This window comes from Trichococcus patagoniensis (assembly GCF_003051085.1).
Taxonomy (GTDB): Bacteria; Bacillota; Bacilli; order Lactobacillales; family Aerococcaceae; genus Trichococcus; species Trichococcus patagoniensis.
The window spans coordinates 15,762-39,809 of the sequence record NZ_QAOM01000011.1; the positions used below are offsets into that span (position 1 = coordinate 15,762).

A 24,048-nucleotide genomic window follows, 5' to 3' on the forward strand; every position below is an offset into this window, starting at 1 on the left:
GACCTCGTTCTCTTTATTTAAGCGGACGGAAAATGCAGGGAATGAACATAGCGCTATATTGATCAACAAATGGAGATTCCGTAAGATGATTCACTTCGAAACCTTAGACATTATAACGCAACTGCGCTTTCATTAAAAGCAAGAAGTAACATTTTCGACACAATTTCAAAGGCTTTCTTAATGAACCCTTCATGAAAACGTTCCCTTGTATAGGCATGTCAATTCGACCAACATCGTGCAAGAATTCCGTTGCTTTTTCACGATGCGGAATCCTTTCCGCTCGTATAGTTTGCGCACCGGATTGGAACGGCTCACACTCAAAGAGACCGCCACCACACCCGTCGCCTGCAACCAAGTCAGCATCTGCTCCAGCAGCGCTGTGCCGATGCCACACCCGCGGAAAGCCGGCAGCACGGCAAGTGTGAGCTCCGGTACGTCTTCGCGGACGAAACCGTAACCTTTTGATTCAGCCGTCGCGAAACGGATCCACACCGCTCCGACCGCTTCACCATCGGACAGCGCTACGAATGCCAAATCGCCTTCTCTGCCGAAGTCCGCATAGTAGCGCCGGATCGCAGGCTCTTCCAATATTTTCCTCGGCAAAAAGCCCCCGCCTTTGGGCGAATAGATCGCCTGATAAGTCATTTCCTTCAGGAAAAACTCATCCGCAGGGGCTCCGTCTCTGATGGTGATCATTTCAGGATTAGCGACACAATCAGCAGGATGATCTCCAACCCGTGATAGAGGATCAGATTTTTGATCGCCAAGTTGAATGTCGTTGCTTTATCTTGTTTGGCTTTGAAGCGGTTGATATTGCGCTGGATGATCGGGAAGATCGCCCAAATGAACAGCATCCAGACCGGATAGATCCCGAACAGCACCGAAATTGTCGTGGCAGCGAATGCCCCATAGTACAACCAAGCATACAGGCGTACAGCAACCGGCTTGCCGATGTAGAAAGTCAACGTGTAGCGGTGATTGGAAATGTCCGTTTCATGATCGCAGATATTGTTCGCCAGCATGATGTTGGCGATGGTGAACACAAGCGGAGCCGACTGCAACAAGATAACCAGCAGATTGGCGATGTTCCCCGCCAACGTAAAGTTCGGCCACTTCAACAGCAGCGACGCCAACGTCCCGGCCGGAACGTTCACGAACACGGCGATGAAGAAGATGCCGAAGCCCATCGTCAGTCCCGACGCGACTTCCCCAAGAGGCATCCTTGAGATCGGAAACGGGCCGAATGTATACAGGATCCCGATCGCAAAGCAGAGCGCCCCAATTACCAGCAGCAATAGATTGGTCCTGGCCGCCAGTATCAACCCGAGCAGCGCCGCAAATGCGATCATCGAAACGATGATCGTCGCAGCCTGCTTGACGGAAATCCCAGCTTTTCCGAGGATGTTTTCTTCGTCGCGGTAAACCAGGTTTTTCGCTTTCACATAGTCCATCGTGTTGTTGATGGCCGTCGTCGCCATGTCAAAAACGACCATGGCAATGAAGAACAAAATCGTGTTCAGCGCATTGATGCTGCCGAAATGGTAGAGCGTAAACAAGGTTCCCAGCACAAACGGAAACAGGCTGGCCAACTTGGTCTTGATTTCCACAAATTCCAAAAATACAGGTACATTCATCTCATTCACTCCTACTCATTTTCCCAAATGTAATCGTCGTTCGTCAGTTCAAAATTATCCGCCAAACCGTCCGAAACGTAGACGTTTTTGTCCTTTGTGACAAAAACCGCTTCGATATCCTCGCGTTCGTTGACGTAGGCCAGGCCCGCTTCCATCCCGAGTCCGAAGACAAGCGTCGAGAGCGCATCCCCATCGATCGATTTATCGGAAATGATTGAAACGCCGGCGATGTCATTGTCGAACGGATAGCCTGTTTCCGGATCCATCAGATGGTGGTAGCTGACGCCGTCCACTTCGATGTAGCGCTCATAGATTCCTGACGTCACAATCGAACGGTCTTTTTGCTTCGTTTTGCCGATCGTCTCCCCACGCGCCGCCAACGGATCCTGGATGCCTACGTTCCAGGACTCCCCTTCACGTAACGGCGAACCGCCCAGCACATAGACGTTGCCGCCAAGGTCGATGATGGCAGTCGTCACACCCTCCTCCACCAGCAGCTGCTTCACTTGGTCGGTAATGTAGCCCTTGGCGATGGCGCCGAGGTCCAACAGCATGCCTGCATCCGCCAACTGGACGGTCTGCGCAGAATCATCCAGCACGACGCGCTCGTAATCGACCAGCGTCAGTGCCGCATCGATTTCGCTTTGCTCAGGTTTTCTGGCATCCTCGAAACCGATATGCCACAACTCTGTGATCGGCCCGATCGCCAGATCAAAATTCCCGTCGGACGCTTCGCTGTAGTCCCAAGCGCTCCGCACCAGCGGATAGACATCCTCGGATAACTGGATGGCTTCCACACCGGCCGCGGCATTGACCGCATCAACTTCCGATCCGGGTTCATTCACGGTGATTTTGTCGGCCAAATCCTCAACGCGGTCGAATGCTTCCTCCAGAACGAATTCTTTGCCTTCGTCATAGACACGCACCGTCACATAGGTCCCCATCAGAAATTCTGTTTTCTCATACGGTTCTTTCCGCACAGCCGTTTCCTCATCCACCGCCGCGTTACCGCAACCAGCAAACAACAAAGAGAACAGCACCAGCCCCGCGGCTCCGGTCTTACTCATATATTTCTTCATCAATCCACCCCATATCTGCATTTAAAAAAAGACAGGCAGGAACAAGAACGCTGTCCCTACCTGTCTATGATAATCTTTTTTGTTTCCGAATACACCAGAAAAGCGGCTTATTCTTCGACTACGTTGTCGATTTCGATTGTTGTTGTGTCGCCAGCTTGCGCTGCTTCGACCAACATAGGAGCGTACTCTTTGAAAGTATCGTAAGAGCTAGTAGCGCCGGTAACGACTTCCACCGCTGCCGGATCTTGTTTTTCAACCAATTGAGCGTTCAATTGAGGGAAGTAATCAGCCGGGCCAACGCCAGCTTTAGCTACCATGTTTTCTTGATATGCTGCATCTTCGGATTTCTTCTCGCCAGCTTCATTCACGTTCTCGAAAGTTGATTCTGTAATCATTCCGTCAACGACAGTGATCGAGAATTCAGTTTTCCAACCGCGTGTGTCGAAGTTCTTTTCGACCAATGTGTACGTGCCGTCCTGCAATTCGCCCATTGCTTCTGAAGTTGCTTCGGAAGAAGACTCAACCATAACTTCGGACGAAGCCATTTCTGACGATTCAGCTTCAGTGTCTGTATCGGCACCGCCGCACGCTGCTAATACGAAAGTTGATGCCAGCAAAAGAGTTGCCGTAGATAAAGTTTTCTTAAATTCCATAATCTATCCCACCCTGTTCTTTTATTATGATAGCGGTCAGATATGTGATACCAATCACAAGCCCCCTATATCTTCCCACTTACTTATCATACCATTTGTTACATCTTTAGCCAAATAAAATCCTTATATTTAACAAAAAACCATTATTTTCTAATGTTTTTTCTGGGAATGGAATGCTATCAATCCACATAACGCGTAGCGGGAGCTTTGCTACATATTGCGATAAAGCAATTGCTCAGTTAATTTCGTTAGCGTTTCCTTTACGGGATGGTTCGGCAATTTTTTGATCAGCTTCAGCGCTTTCGTCGTGTACTTTTTGGCCAAGGCCTGTGCAGCGCGATTACCGCCATAGCGTTCCACCAAATCATGGATCTCCGCGAGCTCCTCAGCGGTCACATCCGCCCCTTTGGCGATATAGGATTCGAAGGATTTGTGATCGACCTGCATCGCGTACAGCACAGGCGCCGTATAGATGCCGTTGCGGAAGTCGCTCAGAGCCGGCTTACCCAAGGTCTTATCGTCCTGCGTGTAATCCAATACATCATCCATGACCTGGAAGGCCATGCCGATATTGTGGCCGATCCGATAAGCCAGCTGGGCCAACTTCTCGTCCTCATCCGATCCATAGGCACCGGCATAGCAGCTCAAGGCGAAGAGTTGGGCCGTCTTGCCTTGGATCTGCCGCAAATAATCGCGCATGCGCATGTTCGGATTGTAGCGCATATCCATCTGGTTCAGCTCGCCAATCAGGATGCTTTCCATCCCGTTCGTGTCGATCTTCAGCACAGCCGCATCGCCGGCATAATCGGACAACAAGCGGAAGCAGACCGTGAAGAGGTAATCCCCCGAATAGACGGCAATCTGATTGCCGAATGCCCGGTTCATCGTCGCCTGGCCTCGGCGAGTGCCGGCTTCATCGATCACGTCATCATGCATCAACGTCGCCGTATGCAGCAGCTCCACAGCAGCCGCGATCGCCTGCGCCCGTTCCGCATCCCGTTGCGGGGAATAGTACGAAAACAATAGGCAATAGGCCGGCCGCAGCATTTTCCCGCCCGAGAGCAGCCGCGACAGTATCGCTTCCCTGACCGCTTGATTTTTGAGTGTTATGTTTTTTTCCAACAGCTCATTGGTGGCGACCAATTCCGCTTGCAACAGCGGATACTGGTCCCACATCGAATGAATTTTCATACTGAACTCCTTTTGTTCTGCCCTTAAGTATTTGTCAGGAGATGATGTCGAGGGCCTCTTCATCTTCATCGTCAGGGGTCGTCCCTTGGGAACCCCGCACTTCCACCAGCACGCGGTTCGGCAGACACATGATTGTCTCCCCGATCCCATCCTTCGCGCCCATGCGCACACACAATTGATCGTCACAATCGGCGGAAGTCATCCGGATTTGGTCCCCTTCCCGCACGATCACGTTCTCATGCCCATGATCGTCATGGAAGACATACGTCTCCGTTTTGCCGTCATCCTTCAGGACAAATTCCTTCACCACATTGCCATCCACGCTGATGACTGCAATGTTATCCGCGCTCTCAGCGTTGGCTTGATGATAGGAGAAGACCCCCAACGGCAGGAAGGAAGCCGCCATCAAAAAAAGGATGATGAGCAGATCGCCTCTGCGGATCATTTTCAGGTATTTTCTCATTTCCCGTCCCTCTCTTCTGAAAAGAAAAGGGCTAAGGCAAGTCTCCCCACCTTAACCCTGTTAGATCGTTATTATTGACCGACACCCGGTCTATAGATTGATTTTGTCTTACCATACCACCAGTTGTCAAGTTTCTTGTGGATCCACGGAATCACATAATAGTCCAAACCGAAGGCTCTGCCTGAACCATTCATCAAAGCGATGGCCACAGGAACGAACCACATGTTCACCCAATAGAACATACCGGACAAGGCGAACGAGACCACCAATGCGATCGTTGCGGCATTCGCCAAGAAAGTGAACAAGCCCGCGATGATCGCCAAACCGATCAGCAACTCGACGATCGTCATGAATTTCTGGAAGAACAAGGCCATTTCCACATTCGGGATCATGAGCTTCATGATGCTGTTGAACCACTCAGGCGCTTCTTTGAAGACCATCATCGGCTCTTCCCCGTAGGCATAACTCAAACCGAATACCGGATGGCTGACCGTTTCGGCTACTGCCTCGGAGGCACCGGTTGTCGCTTCCTTCAGCCAAGCGAACGGCAGGACAACCTCATCACCGAACCAAGAAGTCGTGCCATACAAGCCGTAGATCTTCTTGACCGCTTCCCACGTCCACATGCTGCCGTAGAAGACCCGCAGCGGCAATGCCCAAAGAACATTACCCAAACGGGACAAGTGACCACGGAAGATGTTGCGTTTTTCTTTGATATGGAAGAATTCATGATAAATGTATTGCACGAAATAATAACCTGAACCAATCGTCATGAAGTAGAACAAATTCACGATGTGCTTCACCAGCATCGCGAAGAAGCCGCTCAAATGGATTTTATCCATCAAGTAGGCAACGCCATAACGGGAACCGATCGAAATCATGAAGCCTTGATATGTGCCCTTGTGCTCGTGTTTCTCAGTGCCTTCGATCGAGGCGATGATGTTGGCTGCGGCGGTGTGACCCGTTTGTTCCGCGGATTGCACAATTTGCGGTACTGGCGCGTTGTTTTTGTCAGGCTCTTCGTAGTAGACCAAGTCCCCTGCCAGATAGACGCCTTCGGAATCTTTCGCTTCCATGTATTTATTGGCTACCAAACGGCCCGCTCTTGCTTGCTCGATGCCATAAGCCGCTGCATCCGTGTTGGCTTTTACGCCTGCCGTCCAAATCAGTGTATGTGTCGGAATGACCGTTCCATCAGACAACTCAACGCTATCCTTTTGAACGTTCGCGACCCCATTGCCTTTGATGATTTGGATGCCTTGCTTGCGCATGTATTTCTCAGCTTTTTGTTGTTCCTTTTCGGTAACGACACCCAGAATCTGCGGTGCAGCTTCAACCAGATAAAGGCTGAATTCAGCGGGATCCAATTTATTGGCTCTAGCCAGTTGGTCTTTCCACTCCATCAAGTCACCGACAAGTTCCACACCGGTAAAACCTGCTCCGCTGACTACAGCAGTCAACATCGCTTTGCGTTTTTCATCATTGTGTTCATTTGAGGCTGCTTCGACCGTATCCTGGATATGACGGCGAATTTTGTTCGCATCTTCCCATGACCACATCGTGAAACCATTCTCATCTACACCCGGGACGTTGAACGTATTCGGCTCGCCACCCATTGCCAGGATCAAATAGTCATAGTTGAAGCTGTGGCTGCTTGTCGTGACCACTTTCGCTTCACGATCCACATGGGTCACTTCATCCGTAATGATATCCACATTCCGGTTACGGCTGAACAGACGTTGCAGATCGTATTGGATTGCATCGGGCTGCACGCGTCCCGCCGCCACCTCATGCAACTCGGTCATGTATGTTTGGTAGGAATGTTTGTCGATCAAGGTGATCAGGACATCCGGATTTTTCTTAAAATGTCGGGACAATTTCTTCGCGGCGGCCACACCGGCGAAACCTGCTCCCACAACCACAATATTCTTTTTACTCATTTGGCAGTCTCCTTTTTTTCTATGTCCAGCGCCTCTCAGCGCCTATTCACTTATTTAAAATAACCACTTTTATAAGTATAGTGTATTTGTGAATAATTGTCCATGCAAAACTTGGAAGTAGTATGAAAAAGTTCTTCTATGAGCATATTTTCATCTTTTTCACCTTGTTTTCTTCCTCACGCGTAGGCTTAAAGCCTTTCGCATTGGAGATGTCTCCGCAATAAAACGTTAGTCATGCTCTTCCCGATAGACCAAGGAAGCCTCATACCAAGCTCGCGTCAATTTGCTTTTGGCAGCCTCCTCCAATTGGAACTGACGGATCGTCGAGACGTGCTCCAGCAAGTAATTCGCCGCCACCCCGACCGCGATCCCCGAGAAGATGCCGGTCACAGAAAGGATTGGTAAGTATAGCATGACACTGAACGATTGCGCGATCAGACTCGCCATCGCCAACTGGCCGACATTGTGCAGAATCCCGCCGGCTGCACTGATGCCGATCATGCTGACCCGCTTCGGACCCAAAAGCCGGACCAAAAGCATCCCACCATAACTCAAAAAAGCTCCCGCAAAACTGTACAGGAAGGTCGATAACGTCCCACCCAACAGCGTCGAGATCAACAACCGCATCCACACGACCTTCAGACTGTCCTTATACGGCAGCGTAAAGATCGCCAACAAGGTGATGATGTTCGCCAACCCCAACTTCGCACCCGGTGCAAACGCGAACGGAAACGGAATCGCCCGCTCCAGCATCGTGATAACCACACCCTGCGCCGCCAATAATGAAATATAGATCAAACGTTTATTTTTATTCATAGTCTTGTCCCAACTTCTTAAAATTCATACCTAAAGTGTAGCACAATTGAGCCAAAGAAATGAACTCAGGGCCTGTTTTTGGGAAAAGAAAAACAGCCTGTCAAAAAATTTCTTTTGGCAGACTGTTTGAATGCTTATAGAGGAGGCAAACAGCGTTCAGCTCTTCAACTTCTGAAAGCTTTCGGTCGTTTTTCGTGTCCAACGATTTTCGGTGCCGTCAAACGATCTATCACTGGAATCAACAGATTCATGATCAAAATCGCAAAACCGACTCCTCCTGGCGAATAACTGCCGAAACGGAATGCCATTGTAAGGATACCGCAACCGACAGCAAAAATCGTCTGCCCCATAGGCGTGAGCCCACCCGTCGTATAATCGGTGATCATGAAGGCCCCACCGAAGATGATGGCTCCCGTAAACAGGTGATAGAGCATGAATTCGAAGTCAAATCCCGATGCCACGAGCGCTATGACAGCACAAGTAGCATAATACAGCAAAGGAATCTTCGGATTGACGATGCGACGAACAATCAAGTACAGCAAGGCAATCAAAATGGCGAATTTGCAAGTTTCCCCGACAGCCCCACCGTAACCACCCATATCATAGCCAAAGAAGATTTGCTGCAAGCCCGGCAACCCACCTTTCACTGCCGTGGCGCCCCCACCGATATGGTAAAGGGGTGTCGAACTGGATACAGCATCCACTGCATCCGTTGCCCCCGTCGTTACTGACTTAGCCAAAATAGCAGTCTTGGAGCTAGCGGTGGTGATGACATCATATTGAGGGAAAAGTTCCATCCAGAACCAAGGCAACAAGAGATAGCCGATTCTGACAGCCACTGCCGGGTTAAGGATGTTGCGGCCGATACCACCGAAGAGTTGCTTGAATACAACGATAGCCAACAGCGACAACAGTGCCGTCGTCCCCAGCCCGGCATCATAGGGCATCGTCAATCCGATCAGCATACCCGTTACGACGGCGCTCAGATCACTGACGGTTATCTGCTTACCCAGCAATTTTTGGTACACATATTCCGAAAGAGCGGCTGCTACCGCCCCTACCACAACAAACGCAATCACTTTCGGGCCGAAGATGACAGTTCCGGCGATCGTCGGAAATAAGAGAGCGATGATCACTTGCAGCATAATCCATTGCGAGCTGTTCTTTGCCCGGATATGCGGAGATGTGTTGACAATCAATTTTGCTTCTTGTAATTTTGCCTTTTCCATCATTCCACACCTGCCTTCTGCTGTTCACGAATGCGTTGTTTAGCTCCTCGAATGTGATCCAGTAAAGGAATCTTCGATGGACAGATATAGCTGCAATTTCCGCATTCGATACAATCCATGGCGCCAAGCTCCTCTGCCCGTTTGATATTTCCGCGTTCATACGCTTCACTGATCAAGACCGGCTGTAACTTGACAGGACAAACTTCGAGGCACTGGGCACAGCGGATACAAGGCATCCGTTCTTCCATCCCGGCCTCTTCCAACGTTTGCGTCAGGATGATGGAAGTCCCTTTCACTATCGGCACGGCTGTTTTTTCGACGGCGCGGCCCATCATCGGACCGCCATGGATGATTGCACCGGGAATGGCAGCGAATCCTCCGCAGTCGTCCAACACCGACTGGATAGGGGTCCCGATACGGACCAAGAGATTTTTCGGTTCTTTAAGAGGCGTCCCTGTCACAGTCACTACTCTTGTGATGAGCGGATTGCCAGAGTATACGGCTTGCTGGACAGCATAAGCAGTCGCCACATTCGAAACGATGACGCCGATATCTTTTGGCAGCTTGCCTGCAGGGACTTGCTTCCCGCTAACGGTGACAATGAGCGTTTCCTCATCCCCTTGCGGATAAAGGTCCGGCAAAGACTGGATCACGATGTCGTCGAATCCTTTTGCAGCTTCCTCCATTTTTAGGATCGCTTCCGGTTTGTTTGATTCAATCCCAACAACAGCCTGCTCTATCGGAAACAATCTTTTGATCAGAGCCATGCCTTGCAGGATTTCCAGAGGGTGTTCCCTCATAAGCCGATCATCGGCTGTAGCGTAAGGTTCACATTCGGCCCCATTCAAGATCAGGGTATGGATGCTGTCCGGATTTTCGACCGCGTACTTGATATGCGTCGGGAACTGGGCGCCGCCCATGCCGACGATGCCTGCATCTTTGATCGCTTTCAGGATATCCTCTTTTGTAAGAGATTCCTCAGTATGTCCCGGCCAGGATTCCGTTTCGTAGGCTTCATCATTCTTGATGACAATACAATCCGCCAGCCCTTTAACGGTCAAACGCTTTTCGATGGCTGTGACGATTCCCGATACGGAGGCGTGCACATTTGCCGATACCCCTTCAGCTCCGGCGGCAAGCAACGTCCCTACTTTGACTGCTTCACCAACAGCTACGACAGGCTTCGCCGGAGCCCCGATGTGCATATTCAAAGGAAATATTAACGTCCGCGGAACAGACGCTACCTCGATTTCTTTATTTTCGGTCCGTGATTTTTCTGGATCAGGATGACTGCCTTTCAGGGTTCTTTTAATGGAAAAAAACATAAACATTCTCCTCTCTGTCAGATAAGCTGAAGATGGACGTTCAGCCCTTTTGGGGGGAGTACTGATGGTGACACACTCTTCCATTCAAGCAAATTGATTCTTCCATCGCGCACCGCTCGGGCTGGGAGCGCTTTCTTATATCTATATGTTAACTTAAACACAAATATAATTCAACTCTGCTCCCGGTCGTCCAGATAGTTCATACGCTGTTGCATATAGCCCTCTCCATTCTCATTATTTTCATCCTAACGGATTCCTCCGTCTGCTTCCTTACTTAAGGCAGAGAATTATACTAACTCCCGCCTATTTTATCTCTGGATTTGAACATACGTTTCTAGCCCCCACCCTTAATTTGGTCTAAACAGACATGATTTGGTCATTTATCCAGAAAAATACCCCACCGGAATTTTTTCCGGCGAGGCAGTTTTCAGATATCATTCCAACAAACGTTTCATTTTTCGGTGGCATCTATCATAAGCATTCTTAATGGAAGTCACTTCACAATCCAAGTCGTCCGCAATAGTCAGGAAATCCGACCCGTTCAGGAAACGAATGAATACAGCTTGCTCAAAATCAGACAGACTTTCAAAGTAACCCGATGCACTTTCTTTCCTGATCAAACTGAAAATGTGATGCTTCAAGGTTAACTTGTAGAAACTCGCAAACTTTAGGCCCTTCTCGGGAACATAAGATTGGACTGCTTTATACAGTACCATGCGTGCTTCCTGCCGTGAACTACTCGGCCATGAATGACCGAGCTTCTGGGAACAGAGCAGACTTGCCGCGCCGGATTTCCGGCACAACAGCGGTTTCTCCTATTAACCGAAGCCAGTTCCTGACTTGTGCCTTTAACGCTGGGCAAGCGCTTTGTTCAGAATATTGATGGCCGCATTCACGTCACGGTCAATATCCGTTGTGTGACAATGCGGGCAGTCGAACCTGCGGATACGGAGAGGCTTTTTGCCGGTGTTTTCTCCGCAGTGCGCGCACATTTGACTCGTATAAGCAGGGTTCACCAACACCAGTTCCTTGCCGTACCATTCGCATTTGTACGCCAGCATGGACTTGATTTTCGCCCAGGCGGCATCGGCAAGCGAACGTGCCAAGTGATGGTTCTGCAGAAGATTCTTGGTTTTCAAATCTTCCATGGCGATAAGATCGTATTTTCGGACTAGGCTGGTTGTGTATTTTTGTAGGTAATTGTTGCGTTGGTTCGCGATCTTTTTATTAATGCGCGCCACCTGTTCTTTTGCTTTTTGGACGTTTTTAAAATCTGAAAGTTCAAGTTCGATTCCTTGCGTTTTCGCCTGTTTGATTTTAACAAGAGCCTGCTGACGGCGACGGGCCAATTTTCGTTCCCAAACACGTTTTTTATTTGCCGAAGAACGCTCGAACTGTTTATTCCGTAGCTTATAGCCATCCGACTGGATTACCAAATCGGCTACCCCCAAGTCTATGCCAATAGTTTTTCCCGTTGGTTTGAATGTTTTTGTTTCGAATTCAACAAGCAGGGTCGCTTCGAACGTGCCATCCGCTTTCTTGCGCACGACCACGCTTTTGACTCTGTCTTTCACGCGCTGCAAGCCGTTGGATTTCACCAAGCCCAGTTTCGGCAATTTCAGATAATGGTTGTCGGCGACTTGAATATTACCGTTTACACAATTCGACTTGTAGCTGTTTTTGGGTCGCCGGCGTGACTTGAATTTCGGGAAGCCATTCTGTTTTTTGAAAAAACGGTCATAGCTATCCGCAAGATCCGCGGATGTGTAGAGCAGACTAGTGCTTTCGGCTTCCTTAAGGAACGGAAATTCGATTTTCATCAGCTTGATCAGATAATTCATGCCGAACTTGGTGACGAAAGAACCGCCATTTTCATGGCGTGCAATCTGCATCCCAAGCAGCTGATTCCAAAGGAATCGGTTAAGCCGGAAATTGTTTTCGATAGCCACTTGTTGTTCGGGGGTAGGATAAATACGAACTTTAATACCTTTGAGTGTCATTGAAATCAATCTCCTTCTTTAGTTGATCATCAATGTATTTTGCGATAGTGTTTTTATTGGTCATGCCGATACTTTCACCAAAGTACCGCGAAGACCACAAATGCCTGCCTGACTTTTTCCAGTACGCATTTTTTAGTTCAGTGTGTTCCGCTATGCACATATCCACGATAGACTGTCTCTATGGCAATGGTTTCACCTCCTACTATTTTTGCTGGCTGACCTTTGAGTGTTTTAACCACCGACGGCATAGAGTGTTGCGGTTTCATTGAGAGGAGAAGATGAATAGAATTTTTATCCGTTTCTATTTTGTCCAGCTAAACCTTTGGTGCAACACAGATGCCTCGCAGGATTTTTTTGAGTGATTGCTCTACTTGATTTACTAGCGCTTTACATTTGCACTTCATACAATAAACCAAATGGAACTGCAAGGAACAACATACCCTCAACCGCGTTTGACTTCTGTCAAAGCGATTAACTACAAGAACATTATACGAAAATATGTTCGGTTTTTCAAATCATACGTTATTATTTAAGCCTCATTAAATTAGATTAATAGTGAATGCCAGAAAGTAATAGGTCGAGATTTAAGTTGCCAAATGTACCCCTAATTCTGAGCGGTAATTCATCTCATTTCTAAAGTCAAGATGATTCTCGCCATGATACTAGGTGATGATAGCACTATGTTACTAGTGGCTATTTTGAGGTGTATCAGTATTGCATACAGGTTATGACTATACTAGGGTGTGAAAAAAAACCAAGATAAGCTCAACTTCCCCAAATCAGCTTAAAAACTTTTATTATAGTAAGCCAATTAAAAATTTGAACAACTTATAAACTACATATTGTACTTACTCTTTATAAAAACGTCTATATGTCGTGTTATAATGTAATTACAAATTTAGTGGTGAGGATGACTACTTGATGAGTGAAAGTGATAGAATTTTGAATATATTTGAAGATAAGATACCCGCATGCTTTGATAAAGAAACATCTATATGGATAAGCCATCACAATCAGGATTAAAATCGTCTTGTTTTCTCCCTTATACATGAAAAAAACACTCGAATAGAAGCAGTATAGACAAAAACAGGAGGTAACTTATGAACGAAAAAGAAACCGCACTGATATTGAGACCTGAGCAGGCACTACTCGACGTCACTGACAAGTCGCTGTATTCATTTAACGAGCGAGAGAGTATGGCTAAGTTTCGTGAAGCTTCCACAGTGATGGCCCTCAATAGGTTTTTCTCATTAGCAGATTCGGATGCTGCCCAACTTGTTGTTGGCATTGTGGAAAAGGTTCCGCATCTAAAAAATGCTTTCGATTCACTCAAAGGCAAGACAGAGCTTGTAGTAAAGATGTCTGAGGAGGCTCGTAAGAAACTCGAAAGCGGAGAATGGCACTGGGTTTTGGCAAGCGACGGCAGCGGAATGCTTCCGTCTATGAAAGACGCGGCGGAACATTTCGCAGGACAGATAAGGGTCGGTCAGAAAACCGTTCATCCTGATCTGATTAATTCCCTCATAGGTTTGATGCAAAAAAATAATCTAGATGCGCTAACAGACAAGGTTATTTATCTCACCGATATTGTGGAACGAATATCTGCCGGACAGTATAACGATAGGGTCGCAATGTTTTATGGCGCAAGACAAATGTACATTGAAGCAATGGGTATGAATGACACTGATAACCGCAGAATTGCGCTACTAAATGCGGCAAAATCTGCCAATGAGGCTATTGCCTTATTACAGCAGACAATACGATACGATTTGAATAATTTGGCCAATGTTAAGTCTGGCAAACAACTCGATGAGAGTACAAAGCTAATTGCAAAGTGTTTTGCAAAACTCAATGATTCCGTTCAAATTTCGGTTAATGTTTATGCTGCACTAGGAGAAAACCGTTCGATGCTTGCATCGGTGACTTCGTATCAGTGTTTCATAGAGCAAACGTTACTATCTATTCCAGAAAATATTATGGCTAAAAAATATGCAGGTTGTACCTTGTCGGAAATAATGCATTCATGTTCGAAAATTGATGGTACCGATTGGCGCCAACTCCCAGAAGAGATAGTCGGTGCTTGTGAAACGATAATACTAACGGATCGCGAGACAATCGCCGTCCTTTCAGAAGCCCTTGAATGTCAAAGTCTAGGAGGACAAGACAATGAAGTGTAAAGCTTGCGGTAAAGAACTAATAGGAAAAGAGAAATTCTTCTGTAAAAGTTGCTGGTCAAAAGGAACTGATAAGGGAAAAAAAGGTACGATGGGTGTATTAGGTGCGGTAAGTCTTGTGTTGTTGGCTAAAAATGGTAACATTATCGACGTTTTCAAAGGTGGGTCAAAAGATATTTAACACCATTCTTGAGGTGAATATATGCTCGTCTGGTCATATATAAGGGAAAATGAATAATGGAAAAAGCGAGATACTGTTTGGGGCCATCCCCCAACAGAATCCGTAAATTATGAGGAGGAAAGCATGAAATTTACTGAAGATAAGCTTAAGCTCTTTGCGGCTCCATTAAGCGAAACCGAAAATCAAAAATGTTTAAATGCAATCGGTATGATACGTGATTCATTGAAATTGAGGGGCTTCACAGACGATGGCAAGTCTGTGTCTAGACTTTATGAAGACACTTATGCATATTCATTGGAAATGCGTAGCACCTCTGGCTCTGGAAAAATCAAACTATTTATTCAAGGATCATATGCAAATAACACTAATGTTCGAACTCAGAGTGATGTTGATATAGCCGTAGTTCAGGAAGATGTATTTAATACTAAATACAGATCCACTATTTCATCCTCTCAAGCAGATTCAGATTATGGATTTACGGTTGTACCAACATCTTTGAAGTCATTTAAAGATGAAGTTGAAGAGTGCTTAAGATATAAGTTTTCAACAGATGTTGAACGTAAAAATAAATCAGTCAAGGTTAACGGAAATACTTATCGCAAAGATGCTGACACAGTGCCCTGTAAGAGATACAGAGACTATCGAAATGATTATAGTAAAAATGCGGAAAATTTTATTGGCGGTATTTTTATCACTCCTGATGAAGGACCTACTATAGTAAACTTCCCAGAGCAGCATATATTAAATGGAAAAAAGAAGAATAATGAAACTAATACGTACTATAAAAAAATGGTAAGAATTATCAAAAATATACGTTATTTAATGAGTGCCTGTGGTTACTCATCTTCTGATAATGTATCATCGTTTGGTTTGGAGTCCTTACTCTGGAATATTCCTAATGAAATATTCATAAAGTATTCGATTTATCGATATAGCTTTGATGAAATTGTTTCCTATCTTTACGAAAATCAGTCATTAATAGCATCCTATAAAGAAGTAAACGGTATAAAAAATATTTGTCAAACGGCAGCGGAGGCTGAAAATTATAGATTATACATCCGTGATCTAAAAAAATTTTACGAGTATGATATTTAGGAGAATATGTATGAGGGAACAGTTTATAAAACTTATCAAGAATACCTTATGGTTGGGTATAGGACTATTAATTATCAGATGTTTTTTTTCGAGAGAATCCTTGATTAATAATTTTTCTTTGTACAATATGTTTGGTTATGTAGGGGAAGTAGTTGGATTGGCTGTGATAATCATGACGTTTTATGAAAGATTCCTATGGAAATACAATCCTCTCGAAGATACACCTGTTCTAGCAAAACGGTATAACGGAGTATTAAAATCAACATATGATGGTATAGAACGCGAAGCAAGTTTAGAGATACAGCAAACACTCCTAACTGTAAGTGCTGTTCTTATTACAGAGGAAAGTAGGAGCAAAACAATAACAGCTTCAATAGAGAAAATATTAGGAGAAAAGCAGCTAACATATTGTTATTTAAATACACCAAATGCATCTGTCAGAAATAGGAGTGCAATTCACTATGGTACAGCTATACTATGCGTCGAAGATGTCAATAAATTGACCGGACAGTATTATTCAGATCGCAAAACTACTGGTGACATTGAATTTGTACCAGATCTCTAAGGTTTCATAAAAAATGAAAACAGTTTCAATTTCTAGATAAGTACAAAAAGACCTTTTCAATAGTGGGTAAAATGAATACCTACTATTGAAAAGGTCTTAGCATATAGATAAAACCGTAGATTCTATCGATAACGTTATAACCGCCTTAGATGACAAAAAAACAATCAGCTATATTTTACTTTCACTCCAGCTATCCATATTGGAAGTTGCTTTAGTAATTCCATAACGTGTTTGAGTCGAATTCCTGAAGAGTGATTGGTGGCTTTCGAGAGATCAACACTTGCTGTCAATTCATCAATGTATGGAATAACCTCGGGTTGAGAACCTGAAAATGCAGTGACGGATTTCTCGAGTAGCGCGCTATCCAATCCCCACGCATCAGCAAACGCAATAATAGCCATATGTAATCTGCCGCTTTTCCAAATTTCAAAGGATTCATCGAAGTTCAGGCTACTTGATAATTTTCCAGGCACTAATTCAGTATCTACAAACGCTCTGAGTAAACGGGCTTGCTCGTCCTCCCCCATGTTACTCAGTTCTTGAATTTGTTCATAAATAATCCTTAGTGTCTCACTATCGACAGTCTGTATCCCTTCAACGGACCCTAATTTGGAGCCAATCAAGCTCAAAATATGCGCAGCATCAATGACCTGTGTACCAGATAACTTTGTCTTACCAACCAACAGTTTGACTGGTTCTGGTTCGTCACCGCCAACTTCCGGAGGAAATAAATTTCGGTACGCGCCGCGATACTGCAACCAAACATGTTCAGTGATCCCGAACGCCAGATCATCCCATTTGTACTCGTAATATTGCTCCACAGAGTTCATCTGTTTTGCAGTTTCCCAGAAAGCAGTTTTAAAAGCCTCTTTTGCTTCTTCGTAATCTTTGAGTAACTGCCAGTCAGTTGGATCTGACAAGGTAGGCATCAGTTCCTCAACTTTAATTTTCAAATTCTTCACAGCAGTCCCATAAATATTGACAATTGCCAGGCTGCTTTTCCCGCCACTGCCATATAACTCCAACGCCTTATTAACGGTTTGTTCCGTTATTCGTGGAAATTGGAAGTTCACAATCGTTCCAAATTCTTTGTTCGAACCAAACACGCGATTCGTCCTCGAATAGGCCTGAATCAGTCCTTGCAGTTCAAGTGGCCGGTCAACATAAAGCGTATTTAATCGTTTCGAATCATAACCTGTTAAAAGCTGCGCGGCAACAATGAGTAAGTCAATGTTTTTGGGATTTCTTCCACTGCCTCCTCTTGTAGCGCGCTCCACAACATCTTCAAAATAGGCATCTTCTCCACGCTTCTTATCTCCGGGTATAAACTCAATTCCAGTAAATGCGCCGTAATCTTTAAACATCTTTTCGATGGCTTCAGGTGGAATGTTATCCGGATCATTCTCGTTCCCAAAACTAAAGGTCATCGCTACATTCAAATTTTCGCCTCGTTCAGCAAGTTGTTTCTTAAACTCTTCGTAATAGGCGATCACGCGTTTTTTGAATTGCACGGTCAGAATGGCGTTGAATTCGTTAGACTGTGATTGACTTTCCCAATTGTTTAATATTTCCTCAACAACCCGTGGGATATGCGTTTCATCTTGATAGTGAAGCAACCCATTTTTTACCGCTTCAACTTCGACTTCCGCTTCCGACCAATCCGTAACCACTCTTTCAACTTCCCTGTCGCTTAAATCTGGTTTTTCTTCTTTTATTTTCTCCGCCAATAGTTCCCGCAAGTCATCATAACTCTTAAATTCACCTGTGTTGATGTAGTCAACGTGGAATCCCAGGACATTCCCATCAGAAATGGCTTCATCAATCGTATATTGATGTAACTTTGGGCCAAAGAGTTTTTCTGTGGTATTGATGACTTCACTTTTCTCGTTGATCTTCCCTTTAACATTATTTTCATCAAACAAGGGTGTCCCAGTAAATCCATAAAAGAGACTGTTTTTCTTGAAATATTTTTTAATCGTTCCCATCATTTGACCCATCGTGGTACGATGGGCCTCATCTATAATGAATACGAATTTCTTATTAGCCAAGCTGTTATCATGGCTCTCTTCCAATTCTTTTACCAATGCATTTAGCTTAAATGTCGTTGTAACTACAATCCCTGATTTTACGGTATTCAGTTGTTTTTTCAACTGATACGTTTTCTTTGTAGTGTCTACCGAAACAGACTCATACGCTGCATAGGCCTTAAAATTCTCACTTGTACGGTTATCCAATTCACGTCTATCAACTAAAAAGATAACTTTATCAAAACCAGCCCGAGTGGATAAAAACAACGCTGTTTTGAAACTTGTAATGGTTTTGCCAGAGCCCGTCGTATGCCAGACAAATCCACCGTGAGGCACCTTATCCGGGTTATCCCACCCAAAAGCAGCCCCTTCGATTGCTTGGAGAGCATATACCTGATAAGGGCGCATGACCATATGATGCCGATTCTCTTCGTCTTTAGCTTCATCAATCACGAGATAATCCCCCACCATCTGGTGAGCCATTGGAATCATGAGGAAATGTTTAATAACATTTTGCCAATTATTGATGGGTTTATTCTCTTTATCAGACCAATGAAATACAAAACTAGGGTTAAACTCATCAACGGATTTTGGTGTCGCAAAATAACGTGTTTCAATTTCTGTCGTTACCACCATCATCTGAGAGAAGGCCATAAAGTTATTCGTGTATTCGCCGTCACGGTAATACCGCTGGAACTGACCGAAAGCCTCATCTAGTGATTTGTCCGTTCGCTTTTGTTCGATATTAATAAGTGGCAAGCCGTTAATCAGTAAAACAATATCAAATCTATTATTGTTTGGTGTTTGGACTTCCCTTGCAACTTGGTAACTCGAATCCCCCCCACGAACTTCCGCTTTTTTGAAAATGGTCACCGTGATTTGCTGTCTCGTGATTTTAGGGTTGTCGTCACGATAGATTCCGTCAATCTTTCCTTTAGCTTCTTCTATTGCTAAGATTTTAGAGGCCTCATAACTATTGCTTATAAGGCTGACCTTGGCCATCACTTGCTTAAATTCACCATCTGTCAGCTCCACGCCTTCCAACTGATCTGCGTTGATACGATTCAATTCTTTTCGCCAATTTTTTACCAAGTCTTGGACGGTAACTTTTTGTTTGTTCCCGTCTAAAGAATCCGGTGCATCCCATTTATAACGGGCTAGTTCTTTGATAAAATTGTGTTGAAACGTTTTTTCAGTGGCATCTTTGGGTGTGTTGCTCATACCTTCCGCTCCTTTCTCAAATAAACATCTCATTTAAGTATGCTTTTTTGATAGTTTGCAGTTTATCTAGTTTATGCTGATGAAGGGTTATAAGGTTATCTAATCCCGTAAATATTTCACCAACCCGATCTTGCTCCTCTGGTGTTGGTATCATAAATTTCATTTGATGAAACATTCCATTTGTAATTTGATTAATTGTTGCGCCAAGGTTTTTATCAATCTCACCTTTAAACACTGGTGTATCTAATAATGCATTTATGAAATCTGAGTGGTCTGATCGTAATCCTGTCATGAATGCACCAATAACTGTGTTGTCTTTCTCGCCCTTGATTTGAGCGTGTTTCCCTATCAATGAACGGGATCCATTACGTACAACAACAATAATATCGCCATTTTTTACATTATTTGAATTGACAACGTCCGAATTCACATATACATTATCTGCATCTATCACTTCGCCATTTTTAACGTTAGATGAACGAAGTACAAGTGTCCCATTTCCCTTAACGATATTATTGGGCGAATATGTTAATCCGCTGAATAATTCCACTTCATCTGTTAACTTATGCTGTTCCCAATCATCTGTAAATTCAACAAATCGGCGTTTTGGCTTACGCTCACCTTCAACAGGAAACATTTCTGACAGATAGGCTGATTTTATTGCTTTTGTCTTATCTAACTTCCGCTGATGAAGAGCGATAGTCTCATCTAACTGTTTGAATAAATGGCCAATTTTAGATTGTTCGGATAATTCAGGTAGCTCTACTGTTATCTTTTCCAAAGATTCTTGATTAATATTTGTATTAGCACTACTTGTAGCTAGAGCCATTATTTGAGTTCTAGCATTTTTTGTTGCAAATATTATTCTCTTAAATTCATCATCGATAGCTATATGGGGCCTAAATCTTATTATGAACCCAGAAAAGGTTGTATTTTCAAAGTTTTTTGGAACCAAAGCAGCTTCTCCAACTCCTTCTGGCTTCACTGAAGACCGTATAAATAAAATATCCCCTTTTAAGAGGTTGTAGTCGTTCCTTTGTTTTTCACTGCTCACAGCTAAACCTAAATCACTATCGTCAACTATAGTCTTGCCAAAGATATTTTGAAGGTTAACAAAGGGATAACCATGACCCATTGCACTTTTATCAAAGTTCATTCCATTTTTAAAACTGCCTAAATCTCCTAACTTACGCTGTTCCCAAGCGTCACTATTTTTGAATTCTTTAAATCGTCTTTTTGATACTAATTTTTCTCTTTCGTTCATTATTCCACCACCAGCTCACTGAGCAACGTTTCAAACACGCTTTCCAAGTCACGAATTTCAGTGTCGAGTTCAGATAACGTGTGGGCATAACGTCTGTTCAACATGTCCAATGTTGAAAGTTCCGCTCTCAGCGGGATTTCAACTAACTGAACTAAATCCGTGATACTATTTCCAAACCACTTTTCATGAACCAAATCATCGATTTCTTCATCGGTTAAATTCAGAATCCGTTCATAAACCATTTCTTTTAAAGCTTTTTCTTCAGCTTGAATGGTTTTGTTAAGCGTTGCTTTTTCAGTCAGCAAACTCTCAACTTTTTTCAGTAACTCACATTCAACTGTGCCCTTTTTCGCAGTCTTTAACGCATCTTTAATTGCTTTATTCTCAAATGAATCTTGGGGTTCGTCCTCTGCATTCTTCTTGATAGCCTCATACAAAGCAGTGTTTTCATCAGTGTCCTCAATTTTAGCTGCTTCAACCAATTCAGCCAATTCAGCCTCGACTTCCTGAGCTCTGGTTTGCTTCCTTTCGATTTCCGCTAATTCAGCGGTGTACAAACGTTCGGCAATCAATTCATTCGGGACAATACTACCCATCCAGCCGTCTTGTTCTTCACGTTTATTTTTACCCGTGCCTTTTGTCACCAGTTTCGGTTCACGCGTACGGGCAACCGTGTAAAAATCACTTGCTGCGATAAGTTCAGCATCATGGGTGAGTGCTTCTTTCCAAGTGTCCGCAATGATTTGGTAGCCATCATACACATCAATGAACTTAAAGCTGGATAAAAGCTGTTTTACTTCGTCAAGCATCGCTTCTCTAAGTTGTATCGTATTTGTTATTCCATTAACATTACGTAATAAGTCCCAGTATTTAGAAACATAGGCCTCAGCTTTGATCGCAACATCTTTCGTTTTATTTACAATTCGACTATCGTGTAACACTTCCTCAGTCAGATTCTCTACGGTTTTCACTAATTCTACATATCCAGGTCGAATCGCGTGCAAGGAATTTTTCAAGATATCTGGAACTGATACATTTAACACAGTCAATGACTCAATATTTTGTTGTGGAATACCGCCAAACAGATGTGCATCGACATCGTGAGTAATTTCAGAATCCGTTGCCTCAACGTAACGTGGAATGTTCATATTGTAATCATTTTCGATGATTTCTTCTCGACTTGCCAAATGGCTGTATCCGGTAATCTCTGCACGATTTGAATACGTGTCCACAATCTTAGCGATGTCTTTTTCTTCCAATACGTTCTGTTTTCCGACTTTAATAAAGCTGTGTGATGCATCAATGACCAATACAGAATCACCCAGGCTGCGATTCTTTTTCAAAATCATAATAGCAACTGGAATCCCAGTATTCGTAAATAAGTTACTTGGCAATCCGATAATCGTATCAATAAGGCCTTTTTCGAGCAGACGTTTACGAATCTCGCCTTCTGCTGAACCCCGGAATAAAACACCGTGAGGCAGAACGATGGCCATTGTTCCGTTTATGCCCAAATGGAACAATCCATGAAGTAAAAACGCAAAGTCACCTTTTGAATCTGGTGGCAATGTTCCGAAATCTGCAAAACGAGGGTCACTCACTTTCAATTCCGATCTATTCCAGTTTTTCGCCGAGTAAGGGGGATTCATAACTACCGCATCAAATTGAACCCCTTCATTCGGACGTTCTGGATCTTCCGGCCAGTCTTGCGATAACGTATCGCCGTTTTTAATCGTCATTTTTTCTGGGCGTACGCCATGAAGTAGCAGGTTCATACGCGTCAGATTATAAGTGGCGGTATTTTTTTCTTGCCCGTAATACGTCAAATCCTTTTGAACATCTGCACTCAAATGTTTCTTAACCGTTAATAATAGCGAACCTGATCCGACTGTAGGGTCATATATGGACTGAACATTGGACGTCGTAGCAGCAATCTGAGCCATTACTTCACTCACTTGATGTGGCGTATAGAATTCGCCAGCCTTCTTCCCGGATTCCATCGCAAATTGACCGATTAAATATTCATAGGCATCACCCAACACATCGCCTTTTTGTAAGGCAACCATGTTCAGATCAGCAAATAACTGAATCAGTGCTTTTATGTTTTTGCTGCGTTCGTTCAAATCGCTCCCAAGAGCCGTATCTGTCAAATCCAGTGTTGAACTTGAAAATAATCCTTTGAAATCAGCAGAATCGCCCGTAACGGCAATGGTACGCTCAAAATTATTGAGACTGTCCGTTACTTTTTGAACTTCAAAATCACCTGAATTAATACCTTTCAACCACGTTTGATAAAGATATTCTGGTAAGACATAATAACCAAGCACGTTTTGAATCATCTTATCCAATTCAGCACCGTACTCTTCTCTTGCGTTTGTATATTCTTCAACCAGTTCAGCTTCAGATAGTTGCCCCAGTCCTGCTGTAGACTTGAATGTTTCCAAAGTTTTATCGCTCAAAAATTTGTAGAACATCAACCCAAGCATATAGTCCTTATAACGGCTGGCATCCATTGAACCCCTGAGTTCATTGGCACCATCCCACAATCTGCGTTTAATCTCTTCTGAAGTAATCACTTGTTATCCTCCGTTACTGTATTTTTAATTTCAATTAGCTCATCAGTATCCAAACTGATCGCCCTACTAGTCTTATTCAACATTTCGATATACAAAGGCTCATTTTCACAAATTTCGCAATAACGTTACCGCTGACACCTATTGTATCTTTAAATCATGTCTTGTTCATACCACAATCAATAAGTAATTCTGTAATTTTTTGGGTATCACCAGTCGCATTTATCTCACTTTATTGACAACTGATATTCAATACAAAGTAATAATAGCCACAATCTATTATATCACTATATTTCAAGATAGACTTACTTTCCCAAGATGAGAACTCTCCTATGGGAAGTCTTTTGATTTTTTGGCACTAACAGTTTAACAGAAAAAAAGGAGGAGCGTCGCTAAGACGCAATGTCATTAACTTAAGGGTGTTGACAAATAAGAGACAGTGGAAATGGGAGAGAAACTCTCTCGTTTCCACTGTCTCTTTCTTTTCTGACAAGCGAAAAATCCCAGGAAAGCAAACTACTCAGCACAATGGATCGAAATTATCGAATAGGCGAGGAACATTCGATTATTTACTTCCGCATCGGGCCGAAATTGTCGAATGTCAAGGAACATTCGACA

The 24,048-nt window shown here is 44.1% G+C and carries 21 protein-coding genes; 4 read left to right on the plus strand and 17 right to left on the minus strand.

Going from position 1 to position 24,048, the window contains the following annotated elements; translation table 11 throughout:
* Positions 1-189: 189 nt before the first annotated feature.
* From C8U37_RS08610 to C8U37_RS14845, 14 genes are all read right to left on the minus strand, one after another.
* Positions 190-696 (minus strand): GNAT family N-acetyltransferase, encoded by a 507-nt coding sequence (locus tag C8U37_RS08610; protein ID WP_108032838.1) that lies wholly within the window; start codon positions 694-696, stop codon positions 190-192.
* The gene (gene menA, locus C8U37_RS08615; protein WP_108032839.1) at positions 693-1,634 is read right to left on the minus strand and encodes a 1,4-dihydroxy-2-naphthoate polyprenyltransferase; all 942 of its coding nucleotides are present in this window, start codon (positions 1,632-1,634) and stop codon (positions 693-695) included. Before menA ends, C8U37_RS08610 begins: the two co-directional genes overlap by 4 nt.
* Positions 1,635-1,645: 11 nt before the next feature.
* On the minus strand, positions 1,646-2,713 hold the full coding sequence (locus C8U37_RS08620) for an FAD:protein FMN transferase (protein WP_108032840.1): 1,068 nt from the start codon (positions 2,711-2,713) through the stop codon (positions 1,646-1,648).
* Between the two features lie 107 nt (positions 2,714-2,820).
* Positions 2,821-3,366, minus strand: a complete 546-nt coding sequence (locus tag C8U37_RS08625; protein ID WP_108032841.1) for an FMN-binding protein — start codon at positions 3,364-3,366, stop codon at positions 2,821-2,823.
* Positions 3,367-3,576: 210 nt separating this feature from the next.
* Positions 3,577-4,557, minus strand: coding sequence for a polyprenyl synthetase family protein (locus C8U37_RS08630; RefSeq protein WP_108032842.1), 981 nt, complete (start codon positions 4,555-4,557; stop codon positions 3,577-3,579).
* Positions 4,558-4,591: 34 nt separating this feature from the next.
* Complete coding sequence (locus C8U37_RS08635) at positions 4,592-5,020, minus strand: NusG domain II-containing protein (protein ID WP_108032843.1); 429 nt, start codon at positions 5,018-5,020, stop codon at positions 4,592-4,594.
* 71 nt (positions 5,021-5,091) lie between these two features.
* A complete protein-coding gene (locus tag C8U37_RS08640) occupies positions 5,092-6,960 on the minus strand; it encodes an FAD-dependent oxidoreductase (protein WP_108032844.1) in 1,869 nt (622 codons plus the stop codon).
* Between the two features lie 228 nt (positions 6,961-7,188).
* On the minus strand, positions 7,189-7,776 hold the full coding sequence (locus C8U37_RS08645; RefSeq protein WP_108032845.1) for a Gx transporter family protein: 588 nt from the start codon (positions 7,774-7,776) through the stop codon (positions 7,189-7,191).
* Positions 7,777-7,940: 164 nt separating this feature from the next.
* The gene (locus C8U37_RS08650) at positions 7,941-9,008 is read right to left on the minus strand and encodes an RnfABCDGE type electron transport complex subunit D (protein WP_108032846.1); all 1,068 of its coding nucleotides are present in this window, start codon (positions 9,006-9,008) and stop codon (positions 7,941-7,943) included.
* Positions 9,005-10,330 (minus strand): electron transport complex subunit RsxC, encoded by a 1,326-nt coding sequence (gene rsxC, locus C8U37_RS08655; protein ID WP_108032847.1) that lies wholly within the window; start codon positions 10,328-10,330, stop codon positions 9,005-9,007. The genes C8U37_RS08650 and rsxC overlap by 4 nt, the downstream gene beginning before the upstream one ends.
* A 434-nt stretch (positions 10,331-10,764) precedes the next feature.
* On the minus strand, positions 10,765-11,046 hold the full coding sequence (locus C8U37_RS08660; protein ID WP_108032848.1) for a hypothetical protein: 282 nt from the start codon (positions 11,044-11,046) through the stop codon (positions 10,765-10,767).
* 132 nt (positions 11,047-11,178) lie between these two features.
* Positions 11,179-12,330 (minus strand): RNA-guided endonuclease TnpB family protein, encoded by a 1,152-nt coding sequence (locus tag C8U37_RS08665; protein ID WP_108032849.1) that lies wholly within the window; start codon positions 12,328-12,330, stop codon positions 11,179-11,181.
* Positions 12,311-12,490: a transposase gene (locus C8U37_RS14840; RefSeq protein ID WP_425445662.1), complete on the minus strand. Its 180-nt coding sequence runs from the start codon at positions 12,488-12,490 to the stop codon at positions 12,311-12,313. Before C8U37_RS14840 ends, C8U37_RS08665 begins: the two co-directional genes overlap by 20 nt.
* Positions 12,468-12,644, minus strand: a complete 177-nt coding sequence (locus C8U37_RS14845) for a transposase (RefSeq protein WP_108032851.1) — start codon at positions 12,642-12,644, stop codon at positions 12,468-12,470. Before C8U37_RS14845 ends, C8U37_RS14840 begins: the two co-directional genes overlap by 23 nt.
* Positions 12,645-13,430: 786 nt before the next feature.
* Between C8U37_RS14845 and C8U37_RS08680 the strand changes: the two genes are divergently transcribed.
* The 4 genes from C8U37_RS08680 (at position 13,431) to C8U37_RS08695 (ending at position 16,345) form a co-directional block, all read left to right on the plus strand.
* Positions 13,431-14,507, plus strand: coding sequence for a hypothetical protein (locus tag C8U37_RS08680; RefSeq protein ID WP_108032852.1), 1,077 nt, complete (start codon positions 13,431-13,433; stop codon positions 14,505-14,507).
* Positions 14,497-14,685: a hypothetical protein gene (locus tag C8U37_RS08685; protein WP_108032853.1), complete on the plus strand. Its 189-nt coding sequence runs from the start codon at positions 14,497-14,499 to the stop codon at positions 14,683-14,685. Before C8U37_RS08680 ends, C8U37_RS08685 begins: the two co-directional genes overlap by 11 nt.
* 123 nt (positions 14,686-14,808) lie before the next feature.
* Entirely contained in the window at positions 14,809-15,780 is a 972-nt protein-coding gene (locus C8U37_RS08690; protein WP_108032854.1) for a nucleotidyltransferase domain-containing protein, read from the plus strand.
* Between the two features lie 10 nt (positions 15,781-15,790).
* On the plus strand, positions 15,791-16,345 hold the full coding sequence (locus tag C8U37_RS08695; RefSeq protein WP_108032855.1) for a Cap15 family cyclic dinucleotide receptor domain-containing protein: 555 nt from the start codon (positions 15,791-15,793) through the stop codon (positions 16,343-16,345).
* A 164-nt stretch (positions 16,346-16,509) separates the two neighbouring features.
* Here the strand turns inward: C8U37_RS08695 and C8U37_RS08700 are convergent, their stop codons facing one another.
* From C8U37_RS08700 to C8U37_RS08710, 3 genes are read right to left on the minus strand one after another with little or no spacing between them, the layout of a single operon-like run.
* Positions 16,510-19,593 carry a type I restriction endonuclease subunit R, EcoR124 family gene (locus C8U37_RS08700; protein WP_108032856.1) on the minus strand — a complete coding sequence of 1,028 codons (3,084 nt, stop codon included), beginning with the start codon at positions 19,591-19,593 and terminating at the stop codon, positions 16,510-16,512.
* Positions 19,594-19,609: 16 nt separating this feature from the next.
* On the minus strand, positions 19,610-20,857 hold the full coding sequence (locus C8U37_RS14675) for a restriction endonuclease subunit S (protein ID WP_245879802.1): 1,248 nt from the start codon (positions 20,855-20,857) through the stop codon (positions 19,610-19,612).
* Complete coding sequence (locus C8U37_RS08710) at positions 20,857-23,433, minus strand: type I restriction-modification system subunit M (RefSeq protein ID WP_108032857.1); 2,577 nt, start codon at positions 23,431-23,433, stop codon at positions 20,857-20,859. The genes C8U37_RS14675 and C8U37_RS08710 overlap by 1 nt, the downstream gene beginning before the upstream one ends.
* Positions 23,434-24,048 lie beyond the last annotated feature (615 nt).